General features: G+C 69.5%; 12 protein-coding genes. 5 read left to right on the top strand and 7 right to left on the bottom strand.

Going from position 1 to position 12865, the window contains the following annotated elements; all coding sequences use genetic code 11:
- Positions 1–109 precede the first annotated feature (109 nt).
- Positions 110–3538: a helicase-related protein gene (locus tag ABZ795_RS01040; RefSeq protein WP_357527800.1), complete on the top strand. Its 3429-nt coding sequence runs from the start codon at positions 110–112 to the stop codon at positions 3536–3538.
- 225 nt (positions 3539–3763) lie between these two features.
- Here ABZ795_RS01040 and ABZ795_RS01035 read toward each other — a convergent pair whose 3' ends face one another.
- The 4 genes from ABZ795_RS01035 to ABZ795_RS01020 all read right to left on the bottom strand — a co-directional run bounded on the left by ABZ795_RS01035 (position 3764) and on the right by ABZ795_RS01020 (position 5366).
- Entirely contained in the window at positions 3764–3991 is a 228-nt protein-coding gene (locus tag ABZ795_RS01035; RefSeq protein ID WP_357528300.1) for a winged helix-turn-helix domain-containing protein, read from the bottom strand.
- Positions 3992–4062: 71 nt separating this feature from the next.
- Positions 4063–4299 (bottom strand): winged helix-turn-helix domain-containing protein, encoded by a 237-nt coding sequence (locus ABZ795_RS01030; protein ID WP_357527798.1) that lies wholly within the window; start codon positions 4297–4299, stop codon positions 4063–4065.
- A gap of 45 nt (positions 4300–4344) precedes the next feature.
- Complete coding sequence (locus tag ABZ795_RS01025; protein ID WP_357527797.1) at positions 4345–4530, bottom strand: DUF397 domain-containing protein; 186 nt, start codon at positions 4528–4530, stop codon at positions 4345–4347.
- Positions 4527–5366 (bottom strand): helix-turn-helix transcriptional regulator, encoded by an 840-nt coding sequence (locus ABZ795_RS01020; protein WP_357527795.1) that lies wholly within the window; start codon positions 5364–5366, stop codon positions 4527–4529. Before ABZ795_RS01020 ends, ABZ795_RS01025 begins: the two co-directional genes overlap by 4 nt.
- A gap of 305 nt (positions 5367–5671) precedes the next feature.
- Here ABZ795_RS01020 and ABZ795_RS01015 point away from each other — a divergent pair, with 305 nt between their 5' ends.
- Together ABZ795_RS01015 and ABZ795_RS01010 are read left to right on the top strand one after the other, a co-directional pair.
- A complete protein-coding gene (locus tag ABZ795_RS01015) occupies positions 5672–6865 on the top strand; it encodes a helix-turn-helix domain-containing protein (RefSeq protein WP_357527793.1) in 1194 nt (397 codons plus the stop codon).
- On the top strand, positions 6862–7116 hold the full coding sequence (locus tag ABZ795_RS01010) for a hypothetical protein (protein WP_357527791.1): 255 nt from the start codon (positions 6862–6864) through the stop codon (positions 7114–7116). Before ABZ795_RS01015 ends, ABZ795_RS01010 begins: the two co-directional genes overlap by 4 nt.
- Before the next feature lie 85 nt (positions 7117–7201).
- On the opposite strand, the gene ABZ795_RS01005 is transcribed toward ABZ795_RS01010, so the two are convergent.
- The 3 genes from ABZ795_RS01005 to ABZ795_RS00995 form a co-directional block, all read right to left on the bottom strand.
- Entirely contained in the window at positions 7202–8035 is an 834-nt protein-coding gene (locus ABZ795_RS01005; RefSeq protein ID WP_357527789.1) for a hypothetical protein, read from the bottom strand.
- Complete coding sequence (locus ABZ795_RS01000) at positions 8032–8541, bottom strand: sigma-70 family RNA polymerase sigma factor (RefSeq protein ID WP_357527787.1); 510 nt, start codon at positions 8539–8541, stop codon at positions 8032–8034. Before ABZ795_RS01000 ends, ABZ795_RS01005 begins: the two co-directional genes overlap by 4 nt.
- A 98-nt stretch (positions 8542–8639) precedes the next feature.
- Positions 8640–9302: a hypothetical protein gene (locus tag ABZ795_RS00995; RefSeq protein ID WP_357527785.1), complete on the bottom strand. Its 663-nt coding sequence runs from the start codon at positions 9300–9302 to the stop codon at positions 8640–8642.
- A gap of 201 nt (positions 9303–9503) precedes the next feature.
- Here ABZ795_RS00995 and ABZ795_RS00990 point away from each other — a divergent pair, with 201 nt between their 5' ends.
- Together ABZ795_RS00990 and ABZ795_RS00985 are read left to right on the top strand one after the other, a co-directional pair.
- Positions 9504–11099: a GMC family oxidoreductase N-terminal domain-containing protein gene (locus ABZ795_RS00990; RefSeq protein ID WP_357527783.1), complete on the top strand. Its 1596-nt coding sequence runs from the start codon at positions 9504–9506 to the stop codon at positions 11097–11099.
- 361 nt (positions 11100–11460) lie between these two features.
- Positions 11461–12738, top strand: coding sequence for a multidrug effflux MFS transporter (locus tag ABZ795_RS00985; RefSeq protein WP_357527781.1), 1278 nt, complete (start codon positions 11461–11463; stop codon positions 12736–12738).
- Positions 12739–12865 lie beyond the last annotated feature (127 nt).

Raw genomic sequence — 12865 nt, 5'->3', positions numbered from 1 at the left:
ACGCCAGCGCCATAACGGCTGGTGGCGTGGCCTATGTCGAGGTTGCGCCGGCCAGTCGGGCCGATGATCACCGGTAGGCTCTCGCGAGCTGTCGTTGGGGAGGTGGCGGGTGCGGCTCGAGGAGCTTTCGTCAGGTGTCCGGTTGACCGGGGTGGTGCCCGGTGAGACCGTGTCGGTGCTCGCGGTGCAGTGGCATGGGCGTGATGCCGTGGAGCTGACCTACAAGACCCTTGACGGGGCTCTCCGTCAGCAGGTGATCTTCCGGGCCGACGAGGCCCAGCTGAGTCCGTCTGACGCGGGCAGTCGACCATTCGATGCCAGCGCCGAGGAGTTCCGGCTGGTCGCCGAGGCGCAGCGGATCTCCCTGGCCGGTCTGTTCGATCCGATGCTGGCGGTGGCGACCAGCGACGTGCAGCCCCTCCCCCACCAGATCCGGGCTGTCTATGGCGACATGCTCGACCGGACGCCGCTGCGCTTCCTGCTGGCCGACGACCCCGGTGCCGGTAAGACCATCATGGCCGGCCTCTACATCAAGGAACTGCTGCTCCGGGACGATGTGCAGCGCTGTCTGATCGTGGCCCCCGGCGGACTCGTCGACCAGTGGCAGGACGAACTGTTCTTCAAGTTCGGCCTACGCTTCGACATCCTGACCATGACGATGGTCGACGCCGCACTCGGATCGAACCTGTTCGAGCAGCACCCGCTGCTCATCGCTCGAATGGACCAGTTGGCCCGCAACGAGAGTCTGGCGAGCCACCTTGACGAGGCCGACTTCGATCTGGTCGTGGTCGACGAGGCGCACCGGATGGGCGCGCACTACTTCGGCGGCAAGCTGACCAAGACCCGGCGCTTCCAGTTGGGGGAGAAGCTACGCGACCGCACCCGTCACCTGCTGCTGATGACAGCCACCCCACACGCCGGGAAGGAGGAGGATTTCCAGCTCTTCCTCACCCTGCTGGAGCGCGACGGTTTCGAGGGCAGGTTCAAGGCGGGGGTCCACAACCCTGACACCAGCGGTCTGATGCGGCGCATGGTCAAGGAGGATCTGCTCACCTTCGAGGGCAGGCCACTCTTCCCCGAGCGCATCGCCCAGACCGTGCCCTACGAGCTCACTGCGGACGAACGGGACCTCTACGAGCGGGTCACCGAGTACGTACGCGAGGGAATGAACCGGGCCGCCCGGCTGGACGACAAACGCCGCAACACCGTGGGCTTCGCGCTCACCGTGCTTCAACGCCGACTGGCTTCCAGCCCTGAGGCGATCCATCAGTCGCTGGTCCGACGCGCCGGACGACTCAAGCGCCACCGCGACGAGCTGATCCACGGCCGTGTCGCGGGAGCAGGGCCGGTCCTGATCGACCCACGGGACTGGGACAGCGATGAGCGCAGCGCCGAAGAGGTCGAGCAGATCGAGGAGGAGTTGCTCGACGCGGCCACCGCGGCCCGCACCATCGAGGAACTCAACGCGGAACTGACCGACCTCGACAAGCTCATCGACTCCGCCCGCTGGGTCCGCAACCTCGACACTGATCGCAAGTGGGTCGAGCTACGCAGGATCCTCGAAGACAACGACCTCATCCATCCCGGCGCCGAGAATCCCCGAAAGCTGATCATCTTCACCGAGCACCGGGACACACTCAACTATCTGGCCCGCAAGATCCGATCCCTGTTCGGTAAGCCGGAGGCGGTGCAGGCTATCCATGGTGGGGTCCGACGCGTGGACCGGCGGGCCATCACCGAGGAGTTCACCAAGAACCCGGCCTGTCAGATCCTGCTGGCCACCGACGCGGCCGGTGAAGGTCTCAATCTCCAAGCCGCACACCTCATGGTCAACTACGACCTGCCATGGAACCCGAACCGCATCGAACAACGCTTCGGGCGAATCCACCGAATCGGCCAGACCGAGGTGTGCCGACTGTGGAACCTCGTCGCCGCGAACACCCGCGAGGGCGAGGTCTTCGCCCGGCTGCTGCAGAAGGTCGAAGAGCAGCGCAAGGCGTACGGTGGCAAGGTCTTCGACGTTCTGGGTTCGGCCTTCGACGAGACCCCGCTGCGGGACCTGCTCATCGAAGCCATCCGGTACGGCGACCTCCCGGAGACCCGGGCCAAGATGGAGAAGGTCATTGACGCCTCGGTCGCCAACGGCCTCAAAGAGCTCCTCGAGGAGCGGGCGCTGACCCGCGATGCGATGTCCGACGCCGACCTGACCCAGATGCAACGCCTCATGGAGGAGGCGCGGGCGCGTCGACTGCAACCGCACTACATCGAGTGGGCTTTCCGGTTCGCTTTCCAGCGCCTCGGTGGCCGGTTGGCCCGACGTGAACGTGGCCGCTACGAGATCGGCCACGTCCCCCCAGCCATCCGCGCGGTGACCAAGCATGGCCCGGTGGCCAGTCGTTACGAGCGGGTCACCTTCGAACTCGACCACATCAGCGTGGCGGACCGACCCCGCGCGGACCTGCTGGCCCCCGGGCATCCCCTGCACGACGCCGTGGCGGAGCTGATCATCAGTCGACTACGGCCCACCCTTGAACGCGGCACCGTGCTGGTCTCCCCCTCGGTCGAGGAGCCGACCTTGCTGGTCGGAGTGGTGGAGGAGGTCGTCGACGGCACCGAGGAGTGCATCGCCCGCCGCTTCGGCTACGCCTATGTCGACGCCACCGGCCAGGTCAGGCCCGCCGGCCCGGCACCGTACCTGGACTGCATGGCCGCCCCGCCCACCCCGGCGGTGACCGCCGCGAAGCGGCTGCCCTGGCTGGATGATGCCGAGGCCAAGGCCCGGACCTGGATCATCGGCCACCAGTTGAAGGACTACCTGGCAGAGGTCTCGCCGCGCCGCCTGGCCGAGATCGAGCGCACCCGTGCTCGGGTCGATCAGCGGCTTGTGCACGAGTCCAACCGGCTCATCAGCGAGGCGATGGCCGCCCGGGACAAAGAACAGGCCGGCATCAAGCCCGCAGAGAGCTCCGAGGGCCTCTTGCGTAAGGCACAGGAACTCCAGGCTCGCCGGGAGTCGCGGTTGGCGTTGCTCGACCAGCAGGCCCGTTTGGCCACCAAGCCCCCACGCATCATGACGGCCGCTCTGGTGCTGCCGTTGTCGGCCGTCGGTGCCGACATCCCCGCCGACGCTCCCATCCACGCCAAGGAGACGAGGGCCGTCGAACGGCGCGGAATCGAGTTGGTGCTCGCCACCGAGCGCGCACTCGGCCGCGATCCCCGGGAAGAGGCCTTCAACAATCCCGGGTACGATATCCTGTCCCTGCCCGCGGACGGCGGCCCGTCGATCCGCATCGAGGTCAAGGCCCGCATCGAGGGTGCGGAGGACTTCTTCGTCACCCACAACGAGGTCTTCACCGGCAAGAACGCCGCCCCCCACTACCGGCTTGCCCTGGTCACCGTCAGCAAGGCTGGGCCCGAACATGACCAGGTGCGGTACGTCGCCAACCCGTTCGCAGGGATCGACCTCGGCGACCTCGCCGCCACCGGCATCCGGATCAACTGGCCGAAGACCTGGGCCGGCGGCACCCCACCCTGCTGAGTTGAAGAGTTCGGCACCGTTATGGGGGACCAGCACGACCGATGGCTCGCGAGTGGCCGTGCGGCCCCTGTCACACCGGGAGCGATCGGGCTGCCGGGCACAAAGATCACGCTCGATCTCAGATCGAGTGGCTATTCAGCACTCCGACACCACTCGATCTCAGATCGAGCGTGATCTTAATCAGTGCTGCTACCCAGTCGTTCGCCGTCGCCGCCGGCGGGGCAGTCACTCCCGACGCTCGGCCACCCACAGTCCGCGTCCCTGCAGGCCGACGATCAGGCCACGATCCTGCAAGATGATCACCGCTCGCTGCACGGTCGTCACGCTGACCTGATACAGATCAGAAAGCTCCCGGTACGTCGGCAGGCGATCGCCCGGGCCGTACTCGCCGGCTTTGATGCGGGCGGTCAGGTCCTCCGTGACCTCGCGGTAGCCGCCAGCCGGTATGGGCAATTTCTTACGCGCCTCCGCGTGGGTTGGGCGCCCCTGTCCGTCCCGGTGATCGCGAGGAAGCTCGACCCACTTCACTCGGACTTGTGCTCGGGCTCAGTCACGTAGACGCCCTTACCTGGATGCCCCTCGACCAGTTCCCTGTCCTTGAGGAGCGACATGACACGGTGGATCGTGGAGATGTGCACGCCGTACTGCTCAGCAAGCTGACGGGTGGACGGCAGCTTCTCCCCCGGCGCACGCTCACCAGATTTGATCTGGCTCGTAATTTCGTTCGCTATGCGCCGGTAGTCCACTCTCTCAACGGGCACATGGGTCTCCGCTGGTTAGCTGGCTTAAACACACCAACGCGAGTATTACTGACGGGTCGTCAGCCAGGTCAGGAAGTTGGCGTAGCTGTCGCGGTCGAACGAAAGGATCGAGCCGTTGCGATCCTTGGAGTCTCGGACCTGCACGCCACTGTCACCCAAGCGAGCCTCGACGCAGCTGTCGCTGCCGTTGCTCCTGGTCGACTTCTTCCAGTCTTCCGTCAGGCCGTTCACTTCATCCCCTCGGCGGCACTGCGCAGCATCTCGATCGAGCGGTCAGCCGACAACGCATCCTGCGCCAACCGGTTGAACACGTCGCCGTACGATGCTACCGCCTCCGGGTAGAGGTCTCCCGCGTACGTTTCGCAGTACACGACATCCTCGCCCTCGGCAAAGCCGAGGATCACGAGCGGCCCGAGCGTGCCAGCATGGGCACCGGACGAGTACGGGACCACCTGAAGGTCGGCATTGGACCGGGTGGCGACGTCCACCAGGTGAAGCAATTGTCGGCGCATCACCTCGGGCCCGCCGACCATGCGGCGGATGACTCCCTCGTCAAGGATGAACCAGAGGTTCGGTGAATCGGGCTGGTCGAGGATGGCCTGACGGTGGGTCCGCACCTCCACGCGAGTGTCGATCTCGTCGGCCTTGAGGCGGACGGGTCCGCGTTGCAGCACAGCGCGAGCATAGTCCTCGGTCTGGAGCAGACCTGGCACGATCATCGGGCCGAAGGCCCTGATCGAGATCGCTTCACTCTCGAAGGCGATCAGGCTGGCGTACTTGTCGGAGATCGAGGCAGCGTACGGCTGCCACCATCCCCGATCTCCACGTCTGGTGGTGTCGGCAGCGCTCCTGGCGAGCCGCTCCGTGACCTCAGCATCGGCGCCGTAGCTCTGGAGCAATGCCTTGAGCGTCAAAGGTCGGACGCCAACTCGGCCTCGTTCGATGCGGCTCAGATGCGAATCGGAGATGCCAGCGGCAGTTGCTGCCTGTTCGATGTTGAGGCCGGCTGCTTCACGCAACCCCTTGAGTTCAATGCCCAGCTTCCGTCGCGCCGTAGGACTTGCCACGTCGGACAGTCTACGGCCCAGAAGACCAGGGCCATGATCTTATTGGACACCTGCTCCAGACAGTTGTCTGGAGCAGGTGCGTCATGGAATCCTCTCTGTAATGACCTGGTCACAGCGGACTGGTCCGGTGGCGCCAGCGGAGGCAGGCATGAGAGGTCGGGGTGACACCGCCCAACAGAGCGCAGCAGAGCAGATTCAGACAGCGGAACGGGAGGCCGCAAGGCGGCGGCTGCTTGCCCAAGCCGAGGCGGCCCGGATACCGGTCACGGAGACGACTCGGGCACTACCCGACGGAAGGTGGCGGCGTGGAGAGTGAGGTGCCGGTCGGGCGGCGGGTGGCGTACTGGCGGGTGCGGCGGAGGATGTCGCAGCAGGTGTTCGCCGATCGGCTCGGCAAGTCGAAGAGCTGGGTGGACAAGGTCGAGCGGGGCGTACGGACACTGGACAAGGTCTCCACCCTGCGGGACATCGCCGCCGCGCTGCGCATCGACCAGGCGATGCTGCTCGGCCAGGACAGTCGGCCCGTCGAGGTGACCACCAGGGTCGAGGGCGTGGAGTCGATCCGGGCGGCGCTGTGCGCGTACGACATCGCTTTTGATCGGCCGACGGCGGGCCGGAACCCGCCGGACGGGGCCGCGCTGGCTGGCTCGGTGGCGCACGCCTGGACCAGCTACCAGCTTGCCCGGTACCCGCCGCTGATCGGGTTGCTGCCCGGACTGGTGGCCGGCGCGCAGCGGGGGTATGCCCGCGAGCCGCAGGAGGGTCGGGTGTCGCTGGTGGAGGCGTACCGGTTTACCGCCTCGCTGCTGGTCAAGCTGGGTGAGAGCGAGTTGGGCTGGCTGGCCGCCGACCGGGCGATGAGCGTGGCGGCCGGTGATCCGGTGTTGGTGGCGGCGGCCACCGTGCAACTCGGTCAGGTGTTGCGGGCCGGGGGTCGGGCGCGGGAGGCGGGCCGGGCCACCCTCGCCGCCGCGTACCGGATCGGTCAGGGCGACCCCGACCCGGCGCGACTGTCGTTGTGTGGGACGTTGCTCGTGCAGGCGGCGCTCGCGGCGGCCCGGCACGGCGACGAACCGGCCGCCGCCGCCCGCCTGGACGAGGCCGCCGACCTGGCCGCCGAGGTCGGCGACGGGCACGACCACCAGCACACCGGCTTCGGACCGACGGCGGTGGCTCTCGCCGGGGTCACGGTCGCAGTCGAGTCGGGTACGACCGACGAGGCCATCGCCCGGCACGAGGAGGCGGTGGAACGTGCGGGCTGGCGGTGGTTGCCGCCCGAGCATCGCGCCGCTCACCTGATCGACGTCGCCCGCGCGTACCTTCAGGATGCCGACCCGGTCGGCGCCGGTCGGGTGTTGCTGGAGGCCGACCGGATCGCGCCAGCCGAGGTACGCCACCGGCCCGCCGCCCGGCAGGTGCTCGCCGACACCCTCCGTCACCCCGACGCCCCGACCACGATTCTCGCGCTGGCCGCCACCCTGGGGGTGACCCGAGGATGACCGCCCCTTTCCTGACCCTGGCCCAGATCCTCAACCGGCTCACCCTGACCGCCCGTTGGACCGTGCGGGATCACCAGCCCGGCCCGGACGGCCGCTGCCCGCTGTGCCGCGTCCCGGACTGTGCCGTGGCCGCCGCCGCCCGCGACGTGCTCACCACGATCAAGCAGACCCACTGGAGCCCGCCCAACCCAGACGCCCTCTCCCCCACCCCTCCTCCCCGTCGATCATGCAGTTTCGGTCGGGACGAATAGTCGATATGCCGTATTCCGGCGACCAAAACTCCATGATCGACGGGGAGCGCGGGTGGGGTGGGGTGGGGCGGGGTGGGGTCGGGTGTCAGTTCGGGGCGGGGCCGTTGTCTACCAGGCGGAAGCGGGTGGTCACCGGGGCGTCGCCGGCCTCCTCGAGGATCAGGCCTCGGGTCGGGGAGTTCTGCAGGTAGGCGGAGTTGCTGCTGATCAGGTACGTGCCTCCGGCAGCGGGGTCGAGTGAGAAACGCTGTCGGGGTTCGTCCTGGTCGCAGGGGACGCCTTCGACGCGTAGTGGCTGGCTGCCTGCGGAGCGGACCTCCCAGCAGATGTCGGTCAGGTCGGTGTCCGGGTCGGCGGCGGTGCGGATCTGGTAGCTCTCGGGGCCCTGCGGCGTGATCACGAACAGCCGCCGGCCCTCTACGCCGTCGACCTCGGCCAGTCGACCGTCGTCGAGCATGGACACCGCCGACTCGAAGGCGTCGGTACGCACGATGGCCACCTGGCGGGTGCCGGACAGCAGCCGATCGGTGTTCGGCGGCACCGCGGCCGAACTGCTCGGCGCGGCGGCAGAACTGCTGGGCGCGGCGGGTGAGCTGCTGGGCGTTCCGGGCGAAGCCGTGGGCGAGGAGGACGGGCTGGACGGCACGACGCTGGGGTCGGCGGAGGGTTCGGTGACGGTGGAGGGGTTCGCCGGACCGATCGGGGTCGGCTGGGTGGGCCCGCCGAGGCGGGCCAGGGCGACACCCGCACCGAGCGCGACGACGGCGGTGGCGGCCAGCGCCACCGAGGCGGTACGGCGGCGGCGACGCCTGATGTCGCCGCGTCGCCGGATGTCGGTGGCGGCCCGAATCCGGCCCTCCTGCCCCCCGTCGCGCGCCAACGCCCGCAGGGCGTCGTCGAGCTGGTTGTCGAAGCTCACGGCTGCCGCCCTCCGTCCATCTGGGAACTGCTCTCCTCGGTCAGGTGGGCGGCCAACGCCCGACGGCCCCGGGCCAGCCGGGTCTTGACGGTGTTCTCGTTGCTGCCCACCTCCGTCGCGATCTCGGTGACACTGAGACCGACCAGATGGTGCAGCACCACCACCCGACGCTGCTCGGTGGGGATCCGCCGCAGGGCCGTCACCACGGCGACATGATCGACCGAGGTGGCCGCCACCTGCTGCCCGGTGGCGTCCCGCCGGTGGGCCCGCAGCCGGTTCACGGTCTTGCGCCACGAGCTGACCGCCACCCGGTAGGCCACCCGGCGTACCCAGGCCTCCGGGCTGTCGCACTCGCGCACCGAGACCCACCGGTCCCAAGCCCGGGCGTACGCCTCGGCCACCGCGTCCTCGGCCTCGGCCCGGTTGCCGATCATCGCGTACAGCTGACCCAGCACCCGCTGCACGGAGCCGGCGTAGAAGGCATCGAACTCCGCCGCGTCACGCATCGATACAAGTCTCCCACCTGACCGGGTTGAATGAGACAACTGCCTGGCCACGCCGGTGGCGACCCGGCCCGAGGTGGGTGGCCGGGTCGCCGCGGGGGTCATTTGCGCGGGGCCGGTCCGGTGTCGTTGAATCGGAAGCTGCTGAACGGCGCGGCGTCGCCCAACTCCTCCAGGATCAGCCCGGAGCGGGCCGAATCACGCAGGTACGCCCACCGGTTGCTGATCACGTACTCGCGGGGGCCTCCCCCCTCGGCGGGGGCGATGACGAACCGCTGCGCCGGGTCACCCGCCCGGCAGGTGGCACCCCGCACATACAGCGGCTGGGTGTTCTGCGGATTGTGCGACTGCCAGCAGACCGGCTTGCCGGTGCCGCCACCGTAGTACGCCTTGATCAGGTACTCCCCCGCCCCCAGCGGAGTCGGCACGAACACCTGCCGTCCCTCGGCGCCGTCCACCTCGGCCAGTCGACCACCGTCGAGCAGGGACAGACCGGACTCGAAGGCCCCCACCCGTACGATCGTGACCCGACGCTCGCCGGACAGCACCGGATCGGGGCTCGCGGTCGGCTTCGGCTTCGGCTTGGGCTTCGCGGCCGGCGGTTGCGCCACCGCCACCACCTCAGCCGCCGTCCCCGCCTCAGCCGCCGGCTCTACCGCCGACGCCGTCGCCTCCCCGGCCGGCGAGGTCGCCCCGTACATCATCGCGGTGACGCCGGTCAGCGCCACCAGACTCGCCCCAGCGAGCCACCTACCCAGCACCACGGTTGCCTCCCGGTGGTCCCGACCGCTGTCGCCAGCAGCCCCGTCGGCGGCCGGTCCTCGGTCGATTCATCCTGATGACGCCCACCTCGGGCGGCGGGTTTCACCCCTGCGTCGGATTTCTCCGACATGAAGCACCTTCCCCAATCGGTGATCAACGCACTACGGTGGGTGCGCTACGACAGGCCGCGACCGGGGGGCAGCATGGCGGAGTTCGACTACATCGTGGTCGGTGCCGGCGCTGCCGGTTGCGTACTGGCCAACCGACTGACCGAGGACCCGGACATCCGGGTCCTGCTCATCGAGGCCGGCGGCTGGGACCGCAGCCCCTGGGTGCGCATCCCCAAGGGATTCAGCCGGCTGATGGACGACCGGCGCACCGCCTGGCACTATCCGGCGCAGGTCCGCGCCGGCCAGCAGGAGATCTGGCAGCGCGGCCGGCTGATCGGCGGGTCCAGCTCCATCAACGGCATGGTGTACGGCCGGGGCGACCGGATCGACTACGACGAGTTGGAACGGCTCGGCAACCCCGGCTGGGGCTGGGACACCATGCTGCCGATCTTCAAGCGCCTGGAGGACAATCCGCTCGGCGCCTCCGAGGTACGCGGCACCGGGGGACCGTTGCGTCTTTCCACCGCCACCGGCACCGACGAGGTCTGCGAGGAGGCCATCGCCGCCGGGGAGAAACTGGGCTGGCGCCGGGTGGACGACCTCAACGCCACCGACGACGAGCGCATCGGCTACCTGATGGCGACCATCCGCGAGGGCCGCCGCAGCAACGCTGCGGACGCCTTCCTGCATCCGGTCCGCAACCGCCCCAACCTCACCGTCGTGGTCGACACCATCGTGGTACGCCTGCTGGTCGAGAACGGACGCGCCGTCGGGGTACGCACCCGCCGAGGCGGACAGGACCTCGACCACCGGGCCACCGCCGAGGTGATCCTCGCCGCCGGGGCGCTGGCCACCCCGCAACTGTTGCAGGTCTCCGGCATCGGCCCGGCCGACACCCTGCGTCGGGCCGGGGTCCCGGTGCTGCTGGACAGCCCGCGGGTAGGGATCGGGATGCGGGAGCACCGCACCACCCCCCTCCAGTTCCGGCTGACCGGCCGGGCCGGCTACAACGCCCGCCTGCGCAGCCCGCTAGGGCAGGCCCGGGAGATGCTGCGGTACCTGTCAACCCGACGAGGACTGCTGGCCCTGCCGGTGTACGACGTCGGGGCGTACTTCCGCTCCGCCCCGGAGGTGGCACATCCGGACGCCCAACTGCTGCTGGCCCCCTTCTCGGCGGCGCCCCGGCGACCCGGGCGGGCTCTCGAACTGGAAGCCGAGGCCGGGCTGATGGCCCAGGTCACGGTGACCCGACCGGAGAGCGAAGGCAGCCTGGCCATCACCTCGGCCGACCCCGGCACCCCACCGGCGATCGTGGCGAACTACTTCACCGCCGACCACGATCGGCGGGTCGCCGTCGGGGCCTTCCGGCGGGTCCGGGAGCTGTTCGGCACCGCGCCGATCGCTGGGCGGATCGTGGCCGAGACCCTGCCCGGAACGGCCGTACAGCAGGACGAGGAGATCATCGAGGCTGGGCTGGCCCAGGGCTACTGCGGGTACCACGCCGTGGGCACCTGTGCGATGGGGCCGGGCGACGACTTCGTGGTGGACCCCCGGTTGCGGATACGCGGGGTGGAGGGTCTGCGGATCGTGGACGCCTCCGTACTGCCGATCCTCGTCTCGGGCTACCTCAACGCCCCGGTGATGGCCCTGGCCTGGCGCGCCGCCGACCTGATCCGCGCCGACCGCTGACCTGCCCCGGCCTGCCCCACCCTGGCCGACCCGACCGGCCTGACCTCGCCGTGCCGACCCTTCATGCCCCCCGCCGCTGGTGGTTCCCCGTCGAACGGCAGCCGGTGTCGCCCGCCGCACCACCCGTAGAGCTTCCTAGGCAGATAGGTTGCGGGGCTGGCGCCCGGTGCGGGTGCCGCCGTACCCCTCGGTGGGTCCTGATCCAATGGGCAGGCTGGGGGTGCGAGGATCGGTGAGGACAGGCTGTGACCTGCCTTACCAATGGCTGGACCGGGAATCAGGTCGGCGATCTGAGGTTGCAGCCAGTTGTGACGATCGCACCGCTACCTGCCCTGACCGCCCGACCGGTGGAGACGACCCGATGACGACTGTCGACCCCGCCGTCGCGCCGCCGCCGGTGATGCCCGGCGACCTGATGAGCCCCCGGCAGCGCCTGCGATTGATCCTCGTACTCGGGTCGCTGATCGCGGTGGGGCCGCTGACCATCGACATGTACCTGCCGGCGCTGCCCGCGATCGTCGACGACTTCGGGACCAGTTCGGCGGCGGTGCAGTTGACCCTCACCGGCACCCTGATCGGTCTGGCCCTGGGTCAACTGCTGATCGGTCCCCTCTCCGACGCCTTCGGCCGTCGGAAACCCCTGATCGCCGGCACCGCCCTGCACATCGTCGCCTCGGTGTGCTGCGCACTGGCCCCGAACGTCACCGTCCTCGGAGGGTTGCGGGTCGTGCAGGGCCTCGGCGCGGCGGCGGCCGCCGTGATCGCCACCGCCGTGGTCCGCGACCTGTTCACCGGTACGGCCTTCGCCCGGATGCTCTCCCGCCTGCTGCTGGTGATGGGGGCCGCACCGGTGCTCGCCCCCACCCTCGGCAGTGAACTGCTGCGCTGGACCCAGTGGCGTGGCGTGTTCGCGGCCCTGGCGGTCTTCGGCGTACTGCTGATGCTCATCGCTCTGCTGGGCCTGCCGGAGACCCTGCCGCCCGCGCGGCGGCAACGCGGCGGGCCGGCGCACATCGCGCGGCTCTACGGATCCCTGCTGCGCGACCGCGCCTTCGTCGGCTTGATCATGGTCGCCGGGTTGGCCATGGCGGCCCTGTTCGCCTACGTCGCCGGTTCCTCCTTCGTGATGCAGGAGCAGTACGGCCTGGACGAGCAGCAGTTCGGATTCGCCTTCGGTGCCGGTGCCATCGGTCTGATCGCCGCCACCCAGGGCAACGTACGACTGCTGCGCCGCTACACCCCGCAACGCATCCTGCTGGTCGCCCTGCTCGCCGGTACCGGCGCGGCTCTGGTGCTCGTCGCGCTCGCCCTGACCGGTTTCGGTGGGCTGCCGGCGCTGCTGGCCGCGCTGTGGTTGGTGCTGGCCGCCACCGGTCTGGCCCTGCCCAACGCGCCCGCCCTGGCGCTCACCCGGCACGGCGAGGCGGCCGGTACCGCCTCCGCCCTACTCGGTGCGGTGCAGTTCGGGGTAGGTGCGGTGGCCGCCCCGCTGGTCGGGGTGCTCGGCAACGGGGCGGTGGCGATGGCCGCGGTGATCGCCGGCGGCCTGGCCTCGGCACTGCTCGCCCTGCTCGTCGTGGCCCGGCCCGACCAGCTCGCCGCGGTGGAGGCTGAGCCGGTGGCCGTCGCACTGCACTGACCCTGGTACTGACGCCGGTGCATCCATGGCCGGGCACCGCGATCCGTGCACGCTCTCAGCTCGACCGGGCGCGCGCCCGGCAACGACGGCCCGCATCGCCGGAGAAATACAAAAGCAGGAAGCGGTC

Origin of the sequence: Micromonospora sp. NPDC047134 (genome assembly GCF_040643455.1) — a bacterium.
Classification (GTDB): Bacteria; Actinomycetota; Actinomycetes; order Mycobacteriales; family Micromonosporaceae; genus Micromonospora.
The sequence above is the reverse complement of the archived record's forward strand: the minus strand, read 5'-3'. Positions and strand labels throughout refer to the sequence as shown.

Coding starts and splice junctions, on each gene's coding strand:
- ABZ795_RS01010 (WP_357527791.1), top strand. CDS start 6,862: ATGACCGCCCCTTTCCTGACCCTGGCCCAGATCCTCAACCGGCTCACC.
- ABZ795_RS01000 (WP_357527787.1), bottom strand. CDS start 8,541: ATGCGTGACGCGGCGGAGTTCGATGCCTTCTACGCCGGCTCCGTGCAG.
- ABZ795_RS00990 (WP_357527783.1), top strand. CDS start 9,504: ATGGCGGAGTTCGACTACATCGTGGTCGGTGCCGGCGCTGCCGGTTGC.
- ABZ795_RS00985 (WP_357527781.1), top strand. CDS start 11,461: ATGACGACTGTCGACCCCGCCGTCGCGCCGCCGCCGGTGATGCCCGGC.